This window comes from Achromobacter aegrifaciens, from assembly GCF_902859735.1.
GTDB lineage: Bacteria > Pseudomonadota > Gammaproteobacteria > Burkholderiales > Burkholderiaceae_B > Achromobacter > Achromobacter aegrifaciens.
Map to the genome: position 1 here is coordinate 17,486 of NZ_CADIJY010000014.1, position 23,153 is coordinate 40,638.

Consider the following 23,153-nt stretch of genomic DNA (forward strand, 5'->3'; position numbering starts at 1 on the left):
ATGGAGACGGTCGACGTCCGCGTGTTGCGCGAAGCCCGCGCCTGGCTGGCGGACGGGCACAGGCTGCTGCTGGCCACGGTGGTCAAGACCTGGGGCTCCTCCCCGCGCCCCGTCGGCTCCATGATGGCGCTGCGCGAAGACGGGCGCTGCGTCGGGTCTGTTTCGGGCGGGTGCATCGAAGACGACCTGATTCATCGATACACCCGCGCCCATGGCACAGGCGCCATCGCGCAAGGCGCGCCTGAACTGGTGCGCTACGGGATCGAAGCCGACGAAGCGCGCCGGTTCGGACTGCCTTGCGGCGGCACGCTGGAGCTGCTGCTGGAGTTCCAGCCGGACTACGAAACGCTGGACGCCCTGGTCCGGCGGCTCGAGTCCGGCCAGTTGGTCCAGCGCACCGTTGACGTAGCCACCGGAGCGGTGACATTGGCGCCGGCCTCGACGCCCGCCACAGTGCAATTCGACGGCGCGACGCTTTGTTCCACGCTGGGACCGCAGTACCGGATGCTGCTCATCGGCGCAGGCGCATTGGCGGAATACCTGGCCACCATGGCCTTGTTCAACGACTTTGCGGTGACCGTCTGCGATCCGCGCGGAGAACAAGTGGGCAGCTGGTCCGTGCCCGGCGTGCGCATCACGCGGGAAATGCCCGATGACGCCGTCCTGGCCCTCGCCCCCGACACGCGCACCTGCATCGTCGCCTTGAGCCACGATCCCAAGCTGGACGATCTCGCGCTCCTGGAAGCGCTGCACAGCCCGGCGTTTTACGTGGGCGCCATCGGTTCACGCCGCAATACGGGCATCCGCAGGCAACGCTTCATGGAGCATTTCGGCGAAACCGCCGCATCCCTGGAACGGCTGCATGCGCCAGTCGGCATCAATATCGGCAGCAGGACGCCCGCGGAAATCGCGGTGAGCATCATGGCGGAGATACTTGCCGTGAAGAACGGGGTTGTATTGCCTGCCATCGTCGATGGTTCTTGCCGGGGGCTACCTGCAGCACACTGTCCCGTGGCGATGACCCAACCCCTGACGCCATGAGCATCGCGCCGTGGGTAGTGAAAGGGTAAATAAAAAGCCCCGTGCAAGACATGGCTCGGAGCACTCAGGTGTGTGCCATACACATCTGAGTGTGTATAATACACACATGGACAGCAAGGAACTGATCAAACAGCTAGAGCGGTCCGGGTGGAAACTGCGAGGAGTTAAGGGCTCCCACCATGTTTTCATCCACCCAGACCGCCCCGGACATATCAGCGTCCCTCACCCTAAAAAGGACTTCGGCATCGGACTACTAAACAGCATCCTCAAAGCAGCTGGTTTGAAGTGAGGCACAGCCCCCGGAGCAATCCGAAGTCTGCTAGACCATGCCACACATGGAGCACACTAAAGTGAAATATCCCATTGCCATTGAACCCGGCAGCGACACTCACGCGTGGGGCGTCGTGGTCCCTGATCTGCCCGGCTGCTTCTCGGCAGCGGACGAAGGGATTGACCAAGCCATCGAGAACGCCAAGGAAGCCATTGAATTGTGGATTGAAACGGCCATCGATTCCGGCGATCCCATTCCTCCGGCAACCAGTATTGCCAATCATCAGGCCAATCCGGAATTTGCAAACTGGATTTGGGCGATTGCTGATGTAGATCCTGCGGTCCTGGATGAAACTGTTGAGCGCGTGAACATCACCATTCCGCGCCGCATTCTCAAACGCTTGGATGACCGCGCTCGCGCCGCGGGTGAAAGCCGCAGCAGCTATATCGCGCATCTCGCCATGACAGCCTGATGAAGCATGTAGAGTCGGATCCACTCAGCCGAAAGCCCCGACCGGAATATCCATGTCGGGGCTTGCTTGTTTCTACCCCGCCGCGGTGCGCGTCACTGTAAGCGCTTGATTCCAGGGGCAACCTGGCGCGGCAGGAGGGGCTCGAACCCCCGACCTCAGGCTTAGAAGGCCCGTGCTCTATCCAGCTGAGCTACTGCCGCGCGGTGTGGTGATGGCCCGGAAAGGATCCGGGCGCCGCATTTTACCTTGTTGCGGGCGGCTTGGGCGGCCGGCCCGCAATACCGGGGTTTGAACCCTACTCTTCGCCTATATCCGCATGGGTCGACACCCACAGCACCAGGGCGTCTTCGGGGCTCAGGCTGATCACCCGGTGGCCCATGCGGCTGTCTATATAGAAGCTTTCCCCGGTCTTCAGCCGGGCGGGTTCGTAGAACTCGGTGTAAAGCTCGACCTCGCCTTCCAGGACGTAGACGAATTCCTCGCCGCGGTGGCGGCTCCAGTCGTGGAATTCGTCGAAGGAGCGGGCCTTGACCCGGGTGTGGAAGGGCATCATGCGCTTGTGCGACAGCGCGGTGCAGAGCAGGCGGTGGTCGTAGTACGGGGTTTCGTACTGGCGCCCTTCCCCTTGGCGGCTGAGGCTGCGGCGGCCGGTGCCCATGTGGGCGTCGGACGCGGTGAAGAGTTCGGCCACGTCCAGCTCCAGGCCTGCCGCGATCTTGATCAGGTTGTCATAGGTGGGCGACAGCAGGCTGTTTTCGATCTTGGACAACGTGGACGCGGACACGCCGGTGGCCGCGGCCGCCTGCTTCAAGGTCCACGCCCGCGCCTGGCGCAAGGCTCGCAGCCGCTGTGCCAACACGCTTTGTTTGTTGCCTTCCATCTATGCACCCTGTCATGCCCGCGACCGCCGCTCCCGCCACCAGTCGCGCGCCTGGTAAGACCAATAAGTAAGTTGCACCGCTGCCGTGCCCAGACCGCCGCCGTTCCAGGCCAGCCCGAACGGCGCGTACAGCTTGTAGCGCTGGGTGTCGCCCGCGATCCCTTCGGCGACGACCCGGCCGCCGATCGACGCGGTGTTCATGCCGTGTCCGCCGAACGCCGTGCAGTACCAGACGTCCGGCGTCAGCTGGCCGATCTGCGGCATCAGATGCCGCGCGTAGGCCATGCGTCCCGACCACGCCGTCTCCACGCGCAACCCCTGCAATTGGGGGTAGACGGAAAGGAGCTCGCGGCGCAGCGACTCCGCCAGATCGGGCGGGTCGTCGACACGGGTGGTGATTCTACTGCCCCAGCCGATGCGCCCGCCATCAAGCACGCGGTAATAGTTGCCGGCGCGCCGGTCGTCGCCGATGGCGGCGGTGGTGCGTATGGCTTCCAGCACCCGGTCGCCCAGCGGCTCGGTCAGCATGATGTAGGTGGCGATGGGCAGTATCGCGCGGCGCAGCGCGGGCACCACGTCCTCGGTGTAGCCGCCGGTGGCCAGCACCACGGTGCGGGCATCGATCTCGCCTCGCTCTGTTTTCAGGCGCTTTACGGCTCCGTCCAGCGACGCCTGCACGACAGGCGAGTCCTCGTGGATGCGTACGCCCAGGCGCGCGCATTCCCGGGCCAGCGCGCGGGCGTAGTTCAGCGGGTGGAAGTGGAAGGACGTGGGGTCCTCGACGCCCTGGAAGTAGACGTCGGACAGCAGCCGTTCGCGGACCTGGCTGCGGCTCAAGAGGCGCACGTCGCGGCCGAAGTCGCGTTGCTGGCTGTCGCACCACTGCCGCAGGGCGTCGGTCGCCTCGTAGCGCACCACGCGCAGCCGGCCGTCAACCTTGCGGGCGTCGGTGATGTCCAGGTCGCGGATGTTGTTGCGGATGATCTCCACGCCTTCCATCGACAGGCGGTAGAGCTTGCGGTAGTGGTCTTCGTCGACGTGCTTTCTGATGGCGTCGGCGCCGGCCGAGTATGCCGGCGAGACGGAACCGCCGTTACGCCCGGATGCGCCCCAGGCGATGCGCCGCCCTTCCAGCAAAGTGACGTCGCGGCCGCGCCGGGCCAGTTCCAGCGCGGCGGACAAGCCCGCCATCCCTGCCCCGACCACGCAGACGTCGGTGCTGGCCGCGCCGGACAGCGGCGCATAACGGGTGTCGCCGTCGGCCAGCGTGCGCTTGTAATAGGTGTCGATGTACTCGGAAGCCATGGTGGTCGGCATCAGTTCAGGCCCGCGCCCTGCAAGCCGCCCGTCAGGCGCTTTTCCAGCCAGTTGGCCAGTCGCAGCAGCGGGTAGCAGTAAATGAAGTAGATGGCGGCGATCATGCCGTAGATGAACAGCGACTTGGCCGGGAAGGTGATGATGAAGACCTCGCCCTGCCGCGTCAGCTCGGTGATGCCCACCACCGACAGAATGGCCGTGCTTTTGATCAGCATGACGTAGACGCCGCTCATGGGCTGCACGATCAGGCGCATGGCCTGCGGCAGGATGACCAGGCGCAGGATCTGGAACGGCCGCAGGCCCAACGTCATCGCGCCTTCGGTCTGGCCGCGCGGCACGGCCTGGATCGCGCCCATGACGATTTCCGCGACATAGCAGGACGTGTAGACCGACAACGATACGAAGGCGGCCGTGCCGGAATCCCAATGCAGCATCTCGATGCCCGAGCTGGGCAGCACGAAATAGAAGATGTAGAGCTGCACCAGGAACGGCGTGCCGCGCAGGATGTGGATGTACAGGCCCAGCAGCTGGTGCACGCCGCGGATGCGGTAGCTGCGGATCACGCCGATCACGAAGCCCAGCAGGGATCCCGCGATGATGGCCACGAAGGAGATCTTCAGGGTCTCCCAGAAGCCCTTCAGCAGGAACGGCAGCACCACGCCGGCAGTGGAAATATAGGAATCCAGCATGCTTACCTCGCGTTCCAGGCGGGCCCCGCCAGCCAGATGCTCACGCCGCGCGACAGCAGCAGCATGCAGGCATAGATCAGCAGATAGCCGGCCGCGATGGTCAGGAAGCTTTCGTTGGGCACGATGCGGTCGCTGTTCATCTGCACGCCGGCCGCGACCAGTTCGAACACCGTGATCAGCGACAGCAGCGAGGTGTCCTTGATCAGCACGGCGGTCTGGCCCAGGAGCGGCGGCAGCGTATTGGCGAAAGCCTGCGGCAGCACCACGTAGCGCAGGCGCTGGTGGTAATTCATGCCGCAGGCCTTGGCGCCTTCGATCTGGCCGCGCGGCACGGATTCGATGCCCACGCGGATGATTTCGCTCATGTAGGCCGCATGATGCAGCGTCATGGCGAGGATGCCCAGCAGCATCTCGCTCCAGCCCTTGGCGCCCGGCACCAGCATGGGCACCGCGTAATAGACCAGGTAGATCTGCACCAGCAAGGGGGTTGAACGGATGAATTGCACATACGCCGCCACCGGCCGCCAGATGGCGGCGCGGGGCGACATATGGGCAAGCGCCAGCGGGATGCCGGCCAGCACCGACAGCACCAGGCTTGCGCCCGCCGCGATCAGGGTGTTGGCCAGGCCGGTGGCGAACTGGCCCGTGTACTGGCTGACGATGCGCCAGTTATAGAAGTCGAGCAGCCAGTCCATGGGCTCAGTGGTCTTTCTTCCAGTCCGTGGAGTACCAGTACTTCACCTGTTCTGGCAGCGTGTTGTCGGCCGTCTTCAGCGTCTGCCAGTTGTCCAGCCAGAACTTCAGGCGGAAGGCGTTGGGACCGACGGCGAAGGCCAGCGGCTCGCGCACCATGATGCCGTCCAGCACGCGCAGGTTGCCGAAGTCGACCAGGAACTGGTTGGCGGTGGACAACGACATGATGCCGGCGTCCAGGCGGCCGCTGGACAGGGCTTGCCCCACGGGTGCGCTACCGCCCGAAAACTCCTTCATGGTGGCCTTGGGCAGCATCTTCTTGCCCACTTCCGCATAGGTGCTGGCGCCCAGCACGCCCACGGTCACGCCGTCCTTGTTGAGTTCCTCGTACGATTTGTAGGGCGAATCCTTGGGCACCACGGCCACGGTATCGGCGTAGAACATCGGCGTGGAGAACAGTACCTGGGCCGCGCGCTGCGGGGTCGGCGTCATGTCGGCGGCCACCATGTCGGCCTTGCCGGACAAGAGCGCGGGAATCAGGCCCTTCCACTCGTAGTCCTGCAGCACCAGCTTCACGCCCAGGTCGTCGGCCATGCGCTTGGCCACTTCCACGGCCAGGCCGGTGCGCTTGCCGCTCTTGTCCATGAAGCTCATCAGCGGCCCGGAGGTCTGCACCGCGACGCGCAACTCGCCGCGCTTGAGGATGTCGGCCAGTTCGTCCGCTTGCGCGGGCAAGGCGACAGTGGCGGCCGCCAGGGCGATGCCGGCCATGCCCAGCCATTGTTTGATTTTCAGCATTTCCTACCCCTTGTGGTGAATGGACTCACATCATTCCGGGCAAAGCACAGAGCGCCGGCAGCGCCCGGATCAGCCGGACCGGCCCTGGTTACCGCCGGGCGCCGCGCATGCGGACGACCCGTTGCTTCCTTGCTGCTAGGAACTACAGAATCTTTTCCAGGAAAGCGCGGGTGCGCGCTTCCCTGGGGTGGCCGAACACCTCGTCCGGCGTGCCCATTTCCACGATGCGGCCCGCGTCCATGAAGAGCGCGCGGTCGCCCACGTCGCGGGCGAAGCCCATCTCATGGGTCACCACGGCCATGGTCATGCCGTCGCGCGCCAGCGCGCGCATCAGTTCAAGAATGCCGCCCACGGTTTCGGGGTCGAGCGCCGACGTGGCCTCGTCGAACAACATCAGCTTGGGGTCCATGGCCAGCGCCCGCGCGATCGCCACGCGCTGCTGCTGGCCGCCGGAGAGCTGGCTGGGATAGCGCGCACCGTAGTCGCCCATGCCCACGCGGCCCAGCAGTTCGCGCGCGTAGCGCTCGGCGTCGGCGCGGGCGCGCCCGCGCACCACGCGTTGGGGTAGCGCGACGTTGTCCAGCGCAGTACGGTGTTGGAACAGGTTGAAGTGCTGGAACACCATGCCGACTTCGGTGCGCCAGCGGTTGACGTCGGTGGCCGGGTCGGTGAGCGACACGCCGTCCACGCGGATGGCGCCGCTGTCGATGCTCTCCAGTCCGTTGAGCGTGCGCAGCAAGGTGCTCTTGCCGGATCCGGAGGGGCCGACCACCACCATGACCTCGCCGCGGCCGAGCTGGCAGTCGATGCCGTCCAACGCCAGATGCGGGGCCTGCCCGTCGCGTTGATAGGTCTTGCTGACTGCCTGGACTACCAGCAGAGGTTCCGCCACGGATCCACCTTCGTATGAGTGCTGCCCTGGTTAAAAAGGTTTCGCAATTCACGCTGGAGTTTCGTATAGTAAATTTTTTTCCAGAATCGCCACTTAGGCATAACCCTTAAGCGAAGACAGGCTCTTCGCAGGCAACCCAAGGAACCGGCATGGACACTCCCCAAGACATCCTGCGCGCGCTCGGGCTGAACCCGGAATCGCTCACTGGCGGCACGCTGCGCGCGCGCAGCCCGATAGACGGCGTCGAGCTGGCTCAGGTGCATGAGCACACGGTGGCCCAGGCCCATTCCGCCATCACCCGCGCGCGCCAGGCCAGCCTGGCGTGGCGCGACGTGCCGGCGCCGCGCCGCGGCGAGCTGCTGCGCCTGTTCGGCGAAACGCTGCGTCAGCACAAGCGCGAGCTGGGCCGCCTGGTGAGCCTGGAAGCCGGCAAGATCGTGGCCGAAGGCGAAGGCGAAGTGCAGGAGATGATCGACATCTGCGACTTCGCCGTGGGCCTGTCACGCCAGCTGTACGGTCTGACCATCGCTTCTGAACGCCCCGGCCACCGCATGATGGAAACCTGGCATCCGCTGGGCGTGGTCGGCGTGATCAGCGCGTTCAACTTCCCCGTCGCCGTGTGGTCCTGGAACGCCGCGCTGGCGCTGGTCTGCGGCAACGCCGTGGTCTGGAAGCCGTCGGAAAAAACCCCGCTGACCGCGCTGGCCTGCCAGGCGCTCTTCGCACAGGCCGCGCAACGCTTCGGCGACGCGCCCCCCGGCCTGTCCGAAGTGCTGATCGGCGGACGCGACATCGGCGAAGCGCTGGTGGATTCGCACGCCGTGGCCCTGGTCTCGGCCACCGGTTCGACCCGCATGGGCCGCCAGGTGGGGCCGCGCGTGGCGCAGCGCTTTGGCCGCGTGCTGCTGGAGCTGGGCGGCAACAACGCCATCATCGTCGGCCCCACGGCCGACCTGGACATGGCCGCGCGCGGCATCGTGTTCGGCGCCATCGGCACGGCCGGCCAGCGCTGCACCACCACGCGCCGTCTGATCGTGCACGAGAGCGTGGCCGAAGATCTGGTGCAACGCCTGCACAAGGCCTATGCCAGCGCCACCATCGGCAACCCGCTGGAAAGCGGCACGCTGGTCGGTCCGCTGATCGACCGCGTGTCCTATGACGCCATGCAGGCGGCGCTGACGGCGGCGCGCGAACAAGGCGGCAAGGTCACGGGAGGCGAGCGCGTGCTGGCCGAGCAATATCCCGACGCCTGGTACGTGCGTCCCGCCATCGCTGAAATGCCGGGCCAGACCGACGTGGTCTGCCACGAGACCTTCGCGCCTATCCTCTACGTGATGCGCTACGCCGACTTCAACCAGGCGCTGGCCTTGCAGAATGGCGTGCCGCAGGGCCTGTCGTCGGCCATCTTCACCAATGACCTGCGCGAAGCCGAGACCTTCCTGTCGGCGGCCGGCTCGGACTGCGGCATCGCCAACGTCAATATCGGCACCTCGGGCGCCGAGATCGGCGGCGCGTTCGGCGGCGAAAAGGAAACCGGCGGCGGCCGCGAATCGGGTTCGGACGCCTGGCGCAACTACATGCGCCGCGCCACCAATACGATCAACTATTCGCGCCAGCTGCCGTTGGCCCAGGGCATCAAGTTCGGCGAATAAGCCCGCGCGCAACGCTGTCCCCACAAGCCCCCGCCATGCGCGGGGGCTTACGCTTTCTACATACGATTAGCCTGCCTTACAAACTGTAGCGGGGGTCGATGCTACATTTCCTGGTCACAAAACTACGTTATGACCAGATGACCATCAGCCGTCCTGCACGATCCGCCCTCTCCCTGCGCACCCTGGCCGCCGCCCTGGCCATGGGCCTGGCGGGCGCAGCCACCGCGGGCGTGTCGTACCGGCTGGATCGCCCCTCGGCCGCCCCCGGAGAGACCGTCACCATCGAGGCGGTGTACTTCAACGAAGGCACTTCCCGCTCCACCTGGGAAGCGCCACCGGAACTGGTGCTGCAATGGCGCGGCCAGGACGGCCAGATCGTGCGCAGCCTGGCCAAGCTGCGCGGCGGCACGGCCAGCTTCAGCGTGCCCGTCAACAACTTCGCGCGCATGGCCTGGACCGCCGTCGTGCCCGCCACGGCCCAGGGCCTGCAGGCCGTATCCATCGAAGGCCAGCCCGCGATGATGGCGCTGGACGCCACCGGCCGCGACAGCGGCACCCTGGCCAGCACGCCCGCGCGCGGCCCGGTGGTGGACGCCAGCAGCGGAGAACCCGTACCCGCCGCGGCCGTGGCCGCGGTCGGCGCATCGCCCGAAGGCGGCCCCTCGCCCGACGCGTCCGCCGTGCCGACGGTACAGCAGCAGACCGCGTTCGACCGCTTCCGCAGTTCCATTTCCGAATACAAGCCGGTGTACTTCGACGTCGGCACCCGCGGGCAGACCACCGCGCGCTTTCAGATCAGCGCCAAGTACCGACTCTTCAGCCCCGCGGGCGACCGTCCCGCGACCTGGGACGAGAATTTCTACCTGGCGTACACGCAGACCTCGCTGTGGGACCTGGAAGGCGATTCCATGCCCTTCATCGACACCACCTTCAATCCCAGCGCCTTCTGGCTGTCCGACAACATCTGGCAGTCCGCCAGCCAGAACTGGCGCTTCGGCATGAATACCGGCGTCGAGCACAACTCCAACGGCAAGGACGGCGAGGATTCGCGCTCGCTCAACGACGGCTATATCGAGCCGCGCTTCCACTACCGCTTCGACGGCGGCAGCACGCTCACCTTTGCGCCGCGAGTCAAGGCCTACTTCGGCGTCGCCAGCGAGAACAGCGACTATGCCGACTACGCCGGCCACGTCGACTGGCAATTGCGCTGGGCCCAGGACAATGGCGCGGTCATCTCCGCCATGTACCGCCAGGGCGACCAGAAGCGCCGAACCACCCAGCTCGATTTCGCCTGGCCGCTGCAGCGCACCTGGCTGAACATGAACGGCTACCTTCATCTGCAGTACTTCAACGGCTACGGCGAAACGCTGCTGGGCTACAACCAGCGCAACGAATCGCAGTTCCGCATCGGCCTGTCGCTGGTGCCGTAAGGCGCGCCGCCAGGCTCGCGTAGGCGTCCTAGCCTTCCACCGCCAGCTCTTCCCAGCCCAGTTCGCGGGTGCGCTCCAGCGCCACCGTGACCTGGGCGGCGGCCGAGCGCACCGCCTCGACCAGCACCTGCCCGTTCAGCAGTTGCGCCGTAACGCCGGCCATGAACACGTCGCCAGTGCCGTGCACCGAAGGCGGTATCGCAATCTCCGGATGCGTCACGACCGTGGCCTGATCCCGCGTCACCACCGCCAGCTGCAAGGTGCCGGCCGCGGCGGCCATGGGCGCGGCGCTGGTCACGACTATCCAGTCCGGACCGCGCGCGATCAGTTCGCGCGCCGCCGCCACGACCTCGTCGATCGACGACAGGGCGCGCCCCACCAGCAACTCCAGCTCGAAGTGGTTCGGCGTCATGCCGTCGGCCAGCGGCACCAGCAGGTCCCGGTATTGTTCGACCAGGCCTTCGTTCACGTACAGCCCGTCGTTACGGTCGCCCATGACGGGGTCGATGTGCACCTTCAGATCAGGCCGGGATGCGCGCAGCGCAGGCAGCCAGCCGGCCAGAAGCCCGGCCTGCCCGGGTTGGCCCAGGTATCCGCAGACCACCGCGCGCGCAGTCCGGGTGACGCCGCGCTCGTCCAGGCCCTGCAACAGGCCCTCGAACCAGTCCAACGGCACCGCGCCGCCATGCAGGGTCGGATAGTGCGGCGTGTTGCTCAGGATCACGGTAGGCACCGCGATCGCGTGCAGGCTGGCCTTGCGGAAGACGGGCATGGCGGCGTTGTTGCCGACGCAGCCGTACACGACCTGGGATTGGACGGAAACGATATCCACCTGCGCGGTAACGGCGGGGATTGCGCTCATGGGGCTGGCTCCTGGGCTGCCGCGGTCTACGCGGCGCTACATGCGGGTGATGAAATAGATCTTCTTGACGAACTGGTCCACTTCCCAGCGGCCGGTATAGCCTTCGGGCATGACGAAAGCCTCGCCCACGGTCAGTTCATGCACGGTGCCGTCCGGATCGACCAGGCGCGCCGCGCCTTCGACGATGTAGCCGAACTCGATATAGCCCGTGGTGTTGGACTGGAACACGCCCGCGGTGCTTTCCCAGACGCCGGCTTCAGCCTTGCCGCCGTTGCCTTCGAAGGCAGTCACGGTGCGGAACGCCGCGTCGCCCGAGATCGGGCGGCGGGGCTTTCCAGGCACCGGATTCTTCATGGGGCCGGCATCGATGCGGACGAGCCGCGATTGATCGTTCTTCATGGCACTCCTGTATGCGGATAGATGATGAGTCCGAAGGCCTGCTCAGTGCGAGGCCACCACCAGCACCTCGGCCATGGCCCGGCTGACGGTGCGCATGCGGTGCGGCAGTTCGGAGTCGAAATAGACGGAATCCCCGGTCTCCAGGCGGAACTGGCGTTCGCCCACATGGACCTCGATGGCGCCCTTGAGCACCAGCAGGAATTCCTCGCCGGGGTGCGGAAACACCGCGGTCGCATCGGGAAAATCGCGGGGCGGATGCACCACAAAAGGCTCCATCGCCTTGACCTTGCGGCGGCCGGCCAGCGACTCGTAGTGATACTCGCTGCCCAGCCCCCGGCGCTGCAAGGCTTCGCGGTCCGCCACCCGCACCACGCTGACCACTTCTTCCTGCGCAGCATCGTCCGTGCCCACCAGCTCCGAGACACCCAGGCCATAGGCTTCCGCCAGCCGCAACACGGTGGAAATGGAGGGTTCGCTCAGGCCCCGCTCCAGTTTGGAGAGGTAGCTCTTGGTCAATCCGGTGCGCTGCGCCAGCTGTTCCAGGGACAGGGTTTGCTGGCGACGCAGGGCGCGCAGGCGGTGCGGCAGGTCTATCATGGACGGGGTTGCAAAAATACGGTCGCGGAATACGACCGGTAAGCATGCCCTAATCCGGCCCTGCCGTCGAGCCGGCCCCGCCCGCCGCCGCCATCAGGCCAGCACGTCGGGATGCGCCCGCAGCGCGCGCCGCGCATAGTACGAAAAGCCGACCTGCGAACGCTTGGGCGTCAGGATCCAGTCATGGGCCTCGCGGCCCAGCGCCGGCGGAATGGGCTGGATCTTGCCGGCGGCCATGGCCAGCAACTGCATGCGGGCGGCGCGCTCGAACTGCAGCGCCAGCACGCAGGCCTCTTCCACCGAACCCGCCGCAATCAGCATGCCGTGGTGCGACAGCAGGATGGCGCGTTTCGAACCCAGCGCGGCCGAGATGATCTCGCCTTCCTCGTTGCCCACCGGCACGCCGGGCCAATCCTTCAGGAAGGCCACGTCGTCGTACAGCGGGCAGTTGTCCATATGCGAGATTTCCAGCGGCACCTCCAGCATCGACAACGAAGCCGCGTGCAGCGGATGCGTGTGGATGATGCAGTTCACGTCCGGACGCGCGCGGTAGATCCAGGAGTGAAAACGGTTGGCCGGATTGGGCATGCCGCCGCCTTCCTGCACGCGCAGGTCTTCGTCCACCAGCAGCAGATTGCTGGCGGTGATCTCGTCAAAGCCCAGGCCCAGGCGTTGCGTGAAATAGCGGTTCGGCTCCGGCGCGCGCGCCGTGATCTGTCCGGCCAGGCCGGAGTCATGCCCGCCGTCGAACAGGATGCGGCAGGTCAGCGCCAGGCGCTCGCGCAGGCTCCAGTCGGGCGTCTCGAACTGGCGCTGCATTTCGGCTTTCGCCCGCGCGATCAGTTCGTCCTTGCCCAGGTGCATCGTATCGGCCATCGTCGTCACTCCTAAGATAGTGTCTCTGTCATGCCGCTTCGATCAGCGGCGTAAACCCTGGCAAGGCGCGCATGCGCGCCAGCCAGGCATCGATATGGGTAAAGCCGGACAGGTCGTAACCGCCCTCGGCCGCCATGCTCGTATAGGGATACAGCGCAACATCGGCAATGGTCGGCGCGGTACCCACCAGATAATCGCGGCCGGCCAGATGCGCGTCCATCAACGCGGCCGCCTTCATGCCGATCTCGCGCCACGCCCGCATCGCCGGGTCATCCACCTGCGCGGTGTTGCGCAGATGGATCAGCAGGCGCGGCTGCGCAAAGGCGTGCATGTGCTGGGTCTGCTCGAAACTGAGCCAGCTGCTGACCTGCGACTGCTCCAGGCGGCCGGCGGGCAGCCAGGGCGTGCCCATCGCCAGATACCAGAGTATCGCCTGCGACTCGGCCAGCCACTCGCCCTCCGGCGTCAGCAAGGCCGGCACCTGGCGCCACGGATTGATGCGCGCGAACGCCTCCGTTTCCAGGTCGCCCTGCACGATGTCGAAGGTGCGCCGCTTGATCGGCAGCCCCATGTAGCCGCAGGCCAGCCGGATCTTCCAGGCATTGCCCGAACGCAGCGTATCGGCCAGTTCCAGCGGCTTGCCCGCCAAGGGATGCGGTATCTGGTTCATCGTCAGTCCATCTTGATGTTGGCGCGCTTCACGATCTCGGTCCACTTGGCCTTCTCGCCGGCGATGAAGCGCTGATACTCATCCGGCTTGCCCGTGTACAGCTGCGTCCCCTGCGACGCCAGCCGGTCCTTCAGTTCCGGCGACGCCAGCGTCTTCTGCAGCGCCGCGTTCAGCTTTTCCATCACGTCGGGCGGCGTGCCTGCGGGCGCGAAGAACGCGTTCCACGAGCTGATCTGCAGCGCCGCGTCGCCCACCTCGCTGCTGGCGGGCACGTCCGGCGCGGACGGCAGGCGCTTGTCGGCGGCCACCGCCAGCGCGCGCAGCTTGCCAGACGCTGCATGTGGCATGATCACCGGGCTGGCGTCCATCACCACGTCGACCTGCTCGCCGATGGCGGCATTGACGGCTTCGCTACCGCTCTTGAACGGCACGTGCACGATGTCCAGCCCGGCCGTCAGCTTCAGCAGCTCCAGGCCCAGGTGCGGCGAACTCGCATTGCCCGCCGAACCGAAGTTCAGCTTGGCCGGATTGGCCTTGGCATAGGCCACGAACTCGCCGAAAGTCTTGGCCGGCACGCCCGCACGCACGGCCAGCAAATACGGCGATCCCGACACCATGCCCACCGGCGCGAACTTGTCCGCGTCATAGCTGAGCTTGCTGTAGATCAGCGGGTTGACCACCTGCGTGCCCACCGTACCCATGAAGATCGTATAGCCATCGGCCGGCGCGGTAGCGGCCACCTGCGCCGCGATCACTCCACCCGCGCCCGGCCGGTTCTCGATCACGATGCTCTGACCCAGCGCGTCGCCCATGCCCTTGCCGACCTGACGCGCCACGATGTCCGTGATCCCCCCCGCGCCGAAAGGCACCACCAGCCGGATCGGCCGGTCCGGATAGGCCGCCTGGGCCCCATTGCCCGCCATTGCCGCAACCAACGCCAGCGCGCCGGCGATTCCCGAAATCTTCATGTCATCCCCCTACGGGCGCCGCCTATCGGCACCATCATGACACGAAGTGTCCTATAGGAGATTGATTTTCCGCAAGGAAAATGAGTTTAGGGAAAACCCTGGGCCGCAGGAATATAGTTCGCCTTTGAAGTTCGCCTTTTGGCTTTGGCGCGCGAGGCCCGGCATTGCGCACGCATCTTGCGCTCGTCTCTGCGCATGGAGACGCAGCGTCATGCTGACGCTGCGGTGCCAATACTGGGAAGTACGCGGATCAGACCGGGCGGTGACACACCGCTTCTATGTTGTAGCCATCCGGGTCCAGGATGAACGCGCCGTAATAATGCGGGTGGTATTGCGGACGCAAGCCAGGCCCGCCGTTATCGCGCCCTCCAGCCGCCAGCGCCGCCTGGTGAAAGGAATCGACCTCGGCACGGCTGCGGGCGCGAAAAGCCAGATGCACGCGCGGGGTGCTGGGCGTGCCCTGATGGATCCAGAATTCGCCGCCCGGGTCTTCAGACTCGTGAGGCTGGCCTACGCCGAAGCCCATCCCGGTCGCGAGCACTTTGCGCGGTATGTAGCCTAGCGCCGCGAGCGCGCTGCGGTAGAACATCCGGCAGCGCTCGAAGTCGCTCACGTGAATTTCGACATGATCCAGCATGCGCCGACCCTTCGGAAAGCGGCCCCAGCGGGCCAGAAAGATCAGAATAGGTCAGTTGGCAAGCCAGGGACGCTTCGATTTGCAACGCGGGCCTCGCGATTCTTCCGCAATTCGCGCACCGCAAGCGCAACTCCGGCTCGCCGCGATCAACGCTCAAACGCGGCCTGCGACACTCGTTTTGGAGAACGGAATGATCTTGCGCTCCATCAGCACCCCCAGCCAGTGCTTCACGCAGGCCTCGGTGTCGTAGGTTTGCGTGAAGCCCGCCTGCTTGATCTTGACCGTGCTGACAAATGCGGGCGCGGGCGGGGTCTTCAGGCCATAGCCGAAACGGGCGTCGGCGGAGTAATGGGATTGGCCAAGAATCTGCGCCATGCTCAGCGGCCGCAGGCCATGCTGCTTGACGATCCCGTCCCACAGGTCCGCCCGGCTGGGCAGGTATTCGGCCAGGCGCAGGGGCTGGTCCGGGCCCGCTTCAACGTCCAGGAACTCCGCCAGGGACGGCCATAGATCATGCCAGCTGAACACTTCGCCGTTGGTAAGGTTGTAGTGCTCGTTCCAGGACGCCGGATTCTCCGCCGCCCAGACGCCTGCATCGCCGATCAGGCGCGCGTCCACGGCTTCACGCGGATAGGAAATGTGGCCGGGATAGCAGAACGGCTTGCCTTCGGCGCGGCACACTGCCGCGTAGACGCCTATGACCGGCACCGTGTTCATGGCCACGCCCACATTGGGGCCCAGCACGATAGTGGGACGGAATATCGTCCAGCCAAAGCCGGACTGCGCGGCCTTTTCCCGGATGTAGTCTTCCTGGAACCAGTACGAGTTCGGATGATCGTCCCGCGGCTGGCATTCGCGCGCCGGCGTGCGGATGGGATGCAGGTGTACGCCATAGGCCTTGGTACCCTGCAGCACGCTGACATGCTGCAGCCTGCCGCTGGCGGCCAACGGCTCGATGACGTTCCTGATCATGCCCAGGTTGGTGGCCATCTGCTCAGGGTCCTGCCAGCCGGCGATGAGCCCTGGCTTCTCATAGACGGCCGCATAGAAAACGTGCGTGGCTTCAGGCATATCCCCGAAGGCGCGGCGGCAAGCCTCCGCGTCCTGCAGATCGACCGGCAGATGGGTGTACGGCCGTTGGCTGATGATCTCCGGACGCCGGCGGGAAACCGCGATGACTTCCCAGCCCGCGTTGAGGAATGAATCGACGGCAGCTGAGCCGACCAGCCCGCTGGCGCCAGTAACGATTACGGTGCGTGACATGATTCCGTCAATCCATGACCAGGTTGATCTGCTTGAACAATTCCTTGAAACGGACGTACTCGTCCGCCATGCGCTTGCCGAAGTCCGCCCGGCTGTCCGCCGAAGGAACGATACCGAGGCCGGCGAATTTCTCCTGGGTTTCCGGGTTGTTCACGGCCTTGACGATTTCGTCGTGGAGACGGTCCAGGATCGCCTGCGGCGTGCCGGCAGGCGCGACGATGCCATACCAGGCGACGCTCTCCGCACCGGGCAGTCCGGCTTCGGCAACAGTGGGGACGTCCGGCAGCAAGGGCGAACGCTTGGTATCGGCCACGGCCAGGGCGCGCAGCTGGCCGGACTTCACGAACGACAGGATGGGCGGGACGCCGCTGATGACCATCTGGGTGCGCCCGCCCAGGGTGTCCGTAATCGCATCGCTGTTGCCCTTGTAGGGCACGTGCAGGATTTCGGTCTTGGACAAGTGCTGGAATAGCTCGCCGGCGATATGACCGCTGGTGCCGACGCCAGCCGAGGCGTAGTTGACCTTGTTCGGATTGGCCTTGATGTAGGCAATCAGTTCCTTCAGGTTGGTCACCGGAATCGACGGGTTGACCAGGATGACGTTCGGTCCCGTCGCCACCAGGGCAACCGGCGCCAGATCCTTGAGCGGGTCATAGGGCATCTTGCTGCGGGCATTGGGATTGACCGTGATCGGCCCGGCCGAGGCGAAGCCGATGGTGTACCCGTCCTTGCCGGACTTGGCGACGATGTCGGTGGCCAGGTCGCCGCCCGCGCCGGGCTTGTTCTCTACGATCACCGGCTGGCCGAGTTGCTCGGCCAGGGGCTTGGCCACCAGGCGCGCAATGATGTCGATGGAACTGCCGGGGCCGAAGGTGGCGATCAGGCGTATGGGGCGCGCAGGGTACGCATCGGCGGCCTGCGCGCCTGTGACGGCGGCCAGGCTCAGGGCCAGGCCGGCGATCAATCGAAAAGCAATCATGATGTTGTCTCCCATGGATAGTGGCTTTTTTGCGGATCGTGTTCGCGGCGCGCGGCTCAGTCCCGGTGCGAGTACATCCGCTTGCCGGGATGCGGCAGCCGGGCGCGCAGGATGACGCCCTGTTCCGCTTCGGTGATGAACAAGGAACGACCGTCCTCGCCGCCGAAAGCGACGTTGGTGGTGCGCAGGCCCGCGCAGGAACGGATGCGGTAGAGGGGTTCGCCCAGCGGGCTGAACAGCCATACGGTGCCCGCCTGCGCGTGGACGATGGCCAGGTTGCCGGCCTCATCCAGGGCCATGCCGTCCGGCCCGGCCGTGCTGCCCGATAGCTGGATGAAACGGCTGGCCTTCTTCATCTGGCCATCCGGCTCCATCCGCAGGGCGTAGATGGCGTTGTCGTGCGTGATGGCCACGTAGAGCACGTTCTCGGCCTTGTTCATGACCAGGCCGTTGGGACCCGCCAGGCCATCCATGATGAGGTCCACCGTCTTGCCGTCGGCGCGCAGGCGGAACACGCGGCCGGTGGGGTTTTCCAAGGCGCTTTCACCCTGATCGGTGAAGTACAGGTCGCCGTTGGAAGCGAAGAACAGATCGTTCAGGCCCTTCAAGCCTTCCCGCCGCACGTGCTGCAGGTAGGGCCGGATGCTGCGGGTCTCGGGATCCAGAAGCATCAGGCCGTGCAGATGGTCGGCAACGAAGATGCGGCCGTCGCGATGGATCTTCAGGCCGTTGGGTTCGCCTTCGTAGCTGACGATGACCTCGAAATTGCCTGCCGGATCCACGCGCAGGATGCGTCCATGCGCCAGGTCGACGCACCAGAGATTGCCCAAGCGATCGAAGGCGGGCCCCTCCAGAAAGGAGTGCATCTTCACGTGACGCGCGGCGAGCCAGGTCGAGGCCTGATCGGTCAGGTGCAGGGATTCGGGCAGCCGGGCGTAGACCTCGGTGCCCATGGGTTCAGCGGGAGGGTACATTGCTGTTCCTTTCAGGATTGCGATGGGCTGGCCGGAAGCTCGATTCCCAGCATCAACGAACTGAGCGACTTGCCATGGGGATCCAGGCGCAGCGAGCGCGTGACGCCGCCGGACAGTACGTCCGGGATGACAAAGTTCAGCGCCCTCAGGCTTTCGACCTCGTAGCGCCTCACCTTTCCTGCTCCCAGATGGGCAAAGGCCTGCTCGACGCGCTCGGCGGTAAGCGCCTGGCGCAGCAGGCGCCAGGCGTCCTCGTCGTAGGCAATGACGGCGATGCTCGAGGTATTGCCCTTGTCGCCAGCGCGCGCATGCGCAAGGTCATGAACCAGAATGCTCATGGTCAGGCTCCCACCGTAATGACTTCGGGCGTGACCCAGTCGCGCGGAATCAACAGGGCGTCCACGGCTATGACTTCCTTGGCGCCCAGGTTGACGGGACCGCCTGCGCCATAAGGTCCCTGCATGTTCAGTTGCCGCACGTGATCCCCCAACAAGTGCGCGCTCTTTTTGTCGGGACAGCGGGCCGACACGCGCAACCGGACTTCGTAGGGGTGGCCGGCGACGGCCTGCGGATGATCGCCATGCAGGCTGCTCACGCCGATCAGATCGACCTGGATCTCGCTGGCCGCGCCGCCGTCGAGCCGGAACCGCTCTTTCACCGTGTCGGCCGCCAGCCGCGCCCGCGCGATCGCGTTCACGCCTGCATAGGCGACCTCGCCAGTGCCTATCCAGCCATCGAAGTAGCCGACCACGACCTTGTAGCTATCGGTGCGCGGCGCGGCGCGTATGCCGCGCACGGCCACGCGGTCCGCGTGCTGCTCTTCAAAATGCAGGCCTTCCAGGCTCAACACGCAATCTGGCGTGATGTAGGCCGAGGGATCATGGATTTCGTATAGCGCCTGCTCGGTACAGGTCATGCGGTCGAGGCGGCCGCCCGAGCCGGCGGGCTTGCCTATGTACAGTTCGCCGTCGCTGTAAAGATCGGCATAGGGATAAGCCAGTTCGGCCAGGCGGGGCACGTCTTTCTTTCCCGGGTCGGCGAAATAGCCGCCGGTGATCTGCGCGGAACACTCCAGCAGGTGGCCCATGATGGTGCCCGCCGCCAGCTTGGGCAGGTCCTCGTAGCTCCAGCCGTGATGATGCAGGGCAACGCCCAGAAACAGCGAGGGATCGGCGACCCGGCCCGTCAACACCACGTGCGCGCCGGTGGCCAGCGCATCGCGGACCACATCGGCGCCCAGGTAGGCATTTGCCGAGGCCAGCTGGGGCAGGATCGCCTCCAGCGGCAGATCGCGATCCAGCAGGCGCAGTTCAGGATGCAGGCGCACGCGCTCGGCCACGTCGTCGCCGACTACGGCGGCGCACTTGAGCTCCTGCCATCCCAAGGCGTGTCCTATGTCCAGCGCGGCCTGCGCGGCGCCGGCCGGATTGGCCGCGCCCATGTTGGACACCAGCCGTACACCTTTCTCCCGGCACGCCGGCAGGAAGGCACGCATGCGCTCCTCCAGCATCGGGTTGTAGCCGTGAGCGCCGTCATGCTTGCGTGACAGCGTTTCGCGCGCAATGGTCCGTTCGGCCAGGCATTCGCACACCAGGTAATCGATATCGCAGTCTTCCAGCAGCGGCATGGCCGGACCGATGCGGTCGTCCGCCATGCCGGCCCCTACGCCGATGCGCAGCCGCTTGCGCGGTTCATTCATGTCTGTCTCCGTCCGTATTGCTACTTTGCGGCCTAGTATGCTGCGGCCAGCCTGATCTGAAAATTGATATATTTATATCTTCGTAATAACCCAAACGCATCACGCAGGCCATGACCCTGACCATTTCCGAATTGGAGGCGGTGCTGTTGGTGGCGGAAACGCTCAACTTCCGCATGGCCGCCGAACGCGTGCCGATTTCGCAGCCGGCGCTCAGCCGGCGCGTACAGGCGGCGGAACAGAAGCTCGGCGCCAGGCTGTTCGACCGTGACAAGCATGGCGTGGCGCTGACCTCCGCTGGCGCGGAACTGGTGCCTATTGCGATGCGGATGCTGTCGGAGTTCCGCGACTCGCTTAGCGATCTGTCCGAATTCATCGCGGGCCGTCGCGGCAGCATCAACATCTGGGCCCTTCCCTCCGTCGCCTCCGCACTGCTGCCCGCGGCGACGCGCACTTTCCAGAAGTCGCACCCGCAGGTACGCCTGAACATCCACGCGGTTTCCGCGCGCCAGATCACGCAGGCCGTATCGGAAGGCAATGCCGACATCGGCATCTCCATCGAGATCCCCGACCAGCCGGCCAGCGTGCAATTCACGCAACTGCTGAAAGAGAACTTCGTGCTGATCTGCCCTATCGGCGACCCGCTGGCGCAACGCAAGCGCGTGGATTGGAGCGTTTTTGCCGACCGGCCTTACGTTGCGAGCGGGCCCGCCAGCAGCATCCGCCAGGTCACCGACCAGATCCTGGCAGCCTCCGGCCGGCTGCCGGAAATGAACTACGTGTCCGACAATATTTCGGTAGTAGGCGCAATGGTGGCTGCCGGCGTGGGCATAGCGGCAGTGCCGCAACTGGCCCTGCGCCTGATGGATACCACGCGCCTGTGCAGCGTGGCGCTGCACTCGCCCGCCGCGTCACGGGACATCGGCATCTTGCTCAAGCGCCAACGATCCCTGTCGGCGGCGGCGCAACGCTTCCTGGACACCTTGCGGCAGACGGATCCGGGTTAGGAGCGCGACGCCAGCGGGCTCTGCCCCCCGGTTCCGACCGGGTTCAAACGATCCGCGATCTCGCGCTGCACACGCCACAGATGGACGCGCATGCTTTGCTCGGCCGCATCCGGCGATCGACTCGCAATGGCTTCCGCGATTGCGCGGTGTTCCTGGTCACGCATCTGTATGCGCTCTCGCGTGGTTTGCGTCGTGGCGGGAATATGCAGGCGCTGGTCCGCGCCGACGTGGCGCAAGAACGCATAGAGACTTGCAGCCAGTTGGTTCCCGGAGCTGTCCGCCAGCAATTTGTGGAATGCGATATCCCCGGTCGAGCGCGCTACCCCTGACGGCGTTGTGGCGGCTTCCAGGATTTTGGCGATCTGCACCGGCGAGGCCCGGATTGCGGCCAATCGCGCGATTGCCGGCTCCAGCACCATACGCAGTTCGATCACCTCGAGCGCATTCGTCTCCTGGACCACGACATCGCCTTTGAGAATGGGCGGATCGTTGCGGCGGATGACGGGCCGCGGCAACTCCGATGCCTCGCGCATCTTGTCCAGGGCAAGGCGCAAACGATGACGGTTGACGTCCAGTTGCCCGGCGAGAACCCGCTCGGAAGGTAGTTCTTCTCCTTTGCCCAACAGCGCTCGGATCTGCGTAATCAGCCTGCGTATGTCATTGGAAACCTCGGGTTGGCGGGTGCGTGCCATTGTTCCCTCGCGTCATGTTTTCGCAACCATCTTAGATTTGAAAATGGTTGATTCGCAATAAAAATAAACAACCGGTTGAGAATTTTGATAAACGGATTATTTTCCATAATCCATTGTTTTATATGTGTTTTTTATTATTCAAAAGCCCAACAATCCGAGCACTTAGGGGTTTTCCATATCGAACCACAAATACCGTTTACACAACCATTGGTTGTTATTAGATTTATTCCGCCATGTGGTTAATCAATAACTTTCAAGGGGAACATGTATGCACGGAACCCGTCCCGTCAGCGGCACTCGCGAAGCGGATTTGTTGGCCATGTATGAGCAGATCGAGCGGAGATCCATGTTTCCGTTCTGGGCCCGCGAGAACGAGGCGCACGACGACATCAAACAGCTCGTCAGCGGCCCCAAGGCCGTGCCCTTCCGCTGGTCGTACAAAGAGGACATCCAGCCCCTGCTTGCCGAATCGGCGCGGCTGATCTCGACCGAAAACACCGACCGGCGCTCGTTGATCCTGGTCAATCCGGGCCTGGCCCCTCGCCGCGCGACGGTGTCGACCCTGTACACCGCGTACCGTCAGAACGATCCGAACGAGATCATGCCTCCGCACTCGCACACCGCGAGCGCCATCCGCTTTGGCCTGACGGGCCAGCAGAACTTTACCGGCGTGGAGGGTGAAGACATCACTTTCCTGCCTGGCGACATGGTGCTCACGCCGCGCGACACCTGGCACAACCATGGCAATCTCGGCAACGAGCCCGCCATCAACCTATCAGTGCTTGACTACCCGCTGGTCGAAAACCTCAACGCGCTGAGCTTCAAACACGACTACCAGGAGAACGGCGAAATCGTGCGCAAGCAGAGCGCCCGCTTCCAGACCGAGTATTCGCGCACAGTCTATGGCGTGGGAGGCCTGACACCCCGCTTTGTCGACCATCGGCGCGGCGGCGGCGACTCATCGCCCATGTTCGTGTATCGCTACGACGCCATGCGAGAGCTGCTCTACCGCTTCCGGGACTGGGACGAATCTCCGCACGAAGGCTTGCTCGTTGAATATACGCATCCGTTGCGGGGCGGCCCGGTGTACCGCACGATGACCTTTTTCATGCAGATGGTCCGCCCCGGAGAGCGGACTCTGCCGCTGAAGCAGACGGCCAATCTCCTGGTCGCTCCGTTTTCCGGACAAGGCGCGATGACGATCGGCGAAGAGAGCTTCCCGCTCGAGCCCTTCGATACCGTGGCCGTGCCCAGCGACACCTGGGTCCAATACCGCAATGACCACACCGAACCATTGATCCTCTTCATCGCCAGCGACGAGCCGGCACTGCGCGCAATGGGGCTTTTCCATCAGTGGGGCCGCACCGCGCAGGGCGATCTCATTGAGTTGGTCTGAGG

Annotated in this window: 26 protein-coding genes and 1 tRNA gene; 7 read left to right on the forward strand and 20 right to left on the reverse strand. The window is 65.0% G+C overall.

What is annotated here, in order from left to right:
- From HV766_RS25480 to HV766_RS25490, 3 genes are all read left to right on the forward strand, one after another.
- Positions 1-1,041 carry an XdhC family protein gene (locus HV766_RS25480; RefSeq protein ID WP_175182062.1) on the forward strand — a complete coding sequence of 347 codons (1,041 nt, stop codon included), beginning with the start codon at positions 1-3 and terminating at the stop codon, positions 1,039-1,041.
- Positions 1,042-1,147: 106 nt separating this feature from the next.
- Positions 1,148-1,330 (forward strand): type II toxin-antitoxin system HicA family toxin, encoded by a 183-nt coding sequence (locus tag HV766_RS25485; RefSeq protein ID WP_125472936.1) that lies wholly within the window; start codon positions 1,148-1,150, stop codon positions 1,328-1,330.
- Positions 1,331-1,391: 61 nt separating this feature from the next.
- Positions 1,392-1,784 carry a type II toxin-antitoxin system HicB family antitoxin gene (locus HV766_RS25490; protein WP_041654201.1) on the forward strand — a complete coding sequence of 131 codons (393 nt, stop codon included), beginning with the start codon at positions 1,392-1,394 and terminating at the stop codon, positions 1,782-1,784.
- Positions 1,785-1,907: 123 nt separating this feature from the next.
- Here HV766_RS25490 and HV766_RS25495 read toward each other — a convergent pair.
- The 7 genes from HV766_RS25495 to HV766_RS25525 form a co-directional block, all read right to left on the reverse strand.
- Positions 1,908-1,984 (reverse strand) — tRNA-Arg (locus HV766_RS25495).
- A gap of 95 nt (positions 1,985-2,079) precedes the next feature.
- The gene (locus HV766_RS25500) at positions 2,080-2,664 is read right to left on the reverse strand and encodes a helix-turn-helix domain-containing protein (protein WP_054451277.1); all 585 of its coding nucleotides are present in this window, start codon (positions 2,662-2,664) and stop codon (positions 2,080-2,082) included.
- A 12-nt stretch (positions 2,665-2,676) separates the two neighbouring features.
- Entirely contained in the window at positions 2,677-3,969 is a 1,293-nt protein-coding gene (locus HV766_RS25505) for an NAD(P)/FAD-dependent oxidoreductase (protein WP_175182063.1), read from the reverse strand.
- 11 nt (positions 3,970-3,980) lie between these two features.
- A complete protein-coding gene (locus tag HV766_RS25510; RefSeq protein ID WP_059371832.1) occupies positions 3,981-4,670 on the reverse strand; it encodes an amino acid ABC transporter permease in 690 nt (229 codons plus the stop codon).
- Positions 4,671-4,672: 2 nt separating this feature from the next.
- Positions 4,673-5,365 carry an amino acid ABC transporter permease gene (locus HV766_RS25515; RefSeq protein ID WP_054451275.1) on the reverse strand — a complete coding sequence of 231 codons (693 nt, stop codon included), beginning with the start codon at positions 5,363-5,365 and terminating at the stop codon, positions 4,673-4,675.
- Between the two features lie 4 nt (positions 5,366-5,369).
- Positions 5,370-6,161 carry an ABC transporter substrate-binding protein gene (locus HV766_RS25520; RefSeq protein ID WP_054451274.1) on the reverse strand — a complete coding sequence of 264 codons (792 nt, stop codon included), beginning with the start codon at positions 6,159-6,161 and terminating at the stop codon, positions 5,370-5,372.
- A gap of 142 nt (positions 6,162-6,303) precedes the next feature.
- Positions 6,304-7,053: an amino acid ABC transporter ATP-binding protein gene (locus HV766_RS25525; RefSeq protein ID WP_054451273.1), complete on the reverse strand. Its 750-nt coding sequence runs from the start codon at positions 7,051-7,053 to the stop codon at positions 6,304-6,306.
- 149 nt (positions 7,054-7,202) lie between these two features.
- Between HV766_RS25525 and amaB the strand changes: the two genes are divergently transcribed.
- Together amaB and HV766_RS25535 are read left to right on the forward strand one after the other, a co-directional pair.
- Positions 7,203-8,705: an L-piperidine-6-carboxylate dehydrogenase gene (amaB, locus tag HV766_RS25530; RefSeq protein WP_054451272.1), complete on the forward strand. Its 1,503-nt coding sequence runs from the start codon at positions 7,203-7,205 to the stop codon at positions 8,703-8,705.
- 137 nt (positions 8,706-8,842) lie between these two features.
- The gene (locus HV766_RS25535) at positions 8,843-10,135 is read left to right on the forward strand and encodes a phospholipase A (RefSeq protein ID WP_119449546.1); all 1,293 of its coding nucleotides are present in this window, start codon (positions 8,843-8,845) and stop codon (positions 10,133-10,135) included.
- Between the two features lie 28 nt (positions 10,136-10,163).
- On the opposite strand, the gene pdxK is transcribed toward HV766_RS25535, so the two are convergent.
- The 12 genes from pdxK to HV766_RS25595 all read right to left on the reverse strand — a co-directional run bounded on the left by pdxK (position 10,164) and on the right by HV766_RS25595 (position 20,059).
- Complete coding sequence (gene pdxK / locus HV766_RS25540) at positions 10,164-10,997, reverse strand: pyridoxine/pyridoxal/pyridoxamine kinase (RefSeq protein ID WP_054451270.1); 834 nt, start codon at positions 10,995-10,997, stop codon at positions 10,164-10,166.
- Positions 10,998-11,033: 36 nt separating this feature from the next.
- Positions 11,034-11,396, reverse strand: a complete 363-nt coding sequence (locus HV766_RS25545) for a cupin domain-containing protein (protein ID WP_054451269.1) — start codon at positions 11,394-11,396, stop codon at positions 11,034-11,036.
- Between the two features lie 42 nt (positions 11,397-11,438).
- The gene (locus HV766_RS25550; protein ID WP_054451268.1) at positions 11,439-11,993 is read right to left on the reverse strand and encodes a helix-turn-helix domain-containing protein; all 555 of its coding nucleotides are present in this window, start codon (positions 11,991-11,993) and stop codon (positions 11,439-11,441) included.
- A 93-nt stretch (positions 11,994-12,086) separates the two neighbouring features.
- The gene (locus HV766_RS25555) at positions 12,087-12,869 is read right to left on the reverse strand and encodes an aldolase (RefSeq protein WP_054451267.1); all 783 of its coding nucleotides are present in this window, start codon (positions 12,867-12,869) and stop codon (positions 12,087-12,089) included.
- 28 nt (positions 12,870-12,897) lie between these two features.
- A complete protein-coding gene (locus HV766_RS25560; protein ID WP_054451266.1) occupies positions 12,898-13,539 on the reverse strand; it encodes a glutathione S-transferase family protein in 642 nt (213 codons plus the stop codon).
- Between the two features lie 2 nt (positions 13,540-13,541).
- The gene (locus HV766_RS25565; protein ID WP_054451265.1) at positions 13,542-14,507 is read right to left on the reverse strand and encodes a Bug family tripartite tricarboxylate transporter substrate binding protein; all 966 of its coding nucleotides are present in this window, start codon (positions 14,505-14,507) and stop codon (positions 13,542-13,544) included.
- Positions 14,508-14,757: 250 nt separating this feature from the next.
- A complete protein-coding gene (locus HV766_RS25570; protein ID WP_175182064.1) occupies positions 14,758-15,144 on the reverse strand; it encodes a VOC family protein in 387 nt (128 codons plus the stop codon).
- Between the two features lie 153 nt (positions 15,145-15,297).
- Entirely contained in the window at positions 15,298-16,407 is a 1,110-nt protein-coding gene (locus HV766_RS25575; protein ID WP_175182065.1) for an SDR family oxidoreductase, read from the reverse strand.
- 7 nt (positions 16,408-16,414) lie between these two features.
- The gene (locus HV766_RS25580; RefSeq protein ID WP_119449600.1) at positions 16,415-17,386 is read right to left on the reverse strand and encodes a Bug family tripartite tricarboxylate transporter substrate binding protein; all 972 of its coding nucleotides are present in this window, start codon (positions 17,384-17,386) and stop codon (positions 16,415-16,417) included.
- Positions 17,387-17,442: 56 nt separating this feature from the next.
- Positions 17,443-18,360 (reverse strand): SMP-30/gluconolactonase/LRE family protein, encoded by a 918-nt coding sequence (locus HV766_RS25585; protein WP_175182066.1) that lies wholly within the window; start codon positions 18,358-18,360, stop codon positions 17,443-17,445.
- A gap of 11 nt (positions 18,361-18,371) precedes the next feature.
- Positions 18,372-18,698 (reverse strand): AtuA-related protein, encoded by a 327-nt coding sequence (locus HV766_RS25590; protein ID WP_054451251.1) that lies wholly within the window; start codon positions 18,696-18,698, stop codon positions 18,372-18,374.
- 2 nt (positions 18,699-18,700) lie between these two features.
- Complete coding sequence (locus HV766_RS25595; protein ID WP_119449541.1) at positions 18,701-20,059, reverse strand: acyclic terpene utilization AtuA family protein; 1,359 nt, start codon at positions 20,057-20,059, stop codon at positions 18,701-18,703.
- A 110-nt stretch (positions 20,060-20,169) separates the two neighbouring features.
- Here HV766_RS25595 and HV766_RS25600 point away from each other — a divergent pair, with 110 nt between their 5' ends.
- Positions 20,170-21,063 (forward strand): LysR family transcriptional regulator, encoded by an 894-nt coding sequence (locus tag HV766_RS25600; RefSeq protein ID WP_175182067.1) that lies wholly within the window; start codon positions 20,170-20,172, stop codon positions 21,061-21,063.
- Here the strand turns inward: HV766_RS25600 and HV766_RS25605 are convergent.
- On the reverse strand, positions 21,060-21,755 hold the full coding sequence (locus HV766_RS25605; RefSeq protein ID WP_119449540.1) for a FadR/GntR family transcriptional regulator: 696 nt from the start codon (positions 21,753-21,755) through the stop codon (positions 21,060-21,062). The two genes, HV766_RS25600 and HV766_RS25605, sit on opposite strands and share 4 nt — an antisense overlap.
- A gap of 268 nt (positions 21,756-22,023) precedes the next feature.
- On the opposite strand from HV766_RS25605, the gene HV766_RS25610 reads away from it, so the two are divergent.
- Positions 22,024-23,151, forward strand: coding sequence for a cupin domain-containing protein (locus HV766_RS25610; protein ID WP_054451247.1), 1,128 nt, complete (start codon positions 22,024-22,026; stop codon positions 23,149-23,151).
- The last annotated feature ends 2 nt before the right edge of the window (positions 23,152-23,153 follow it).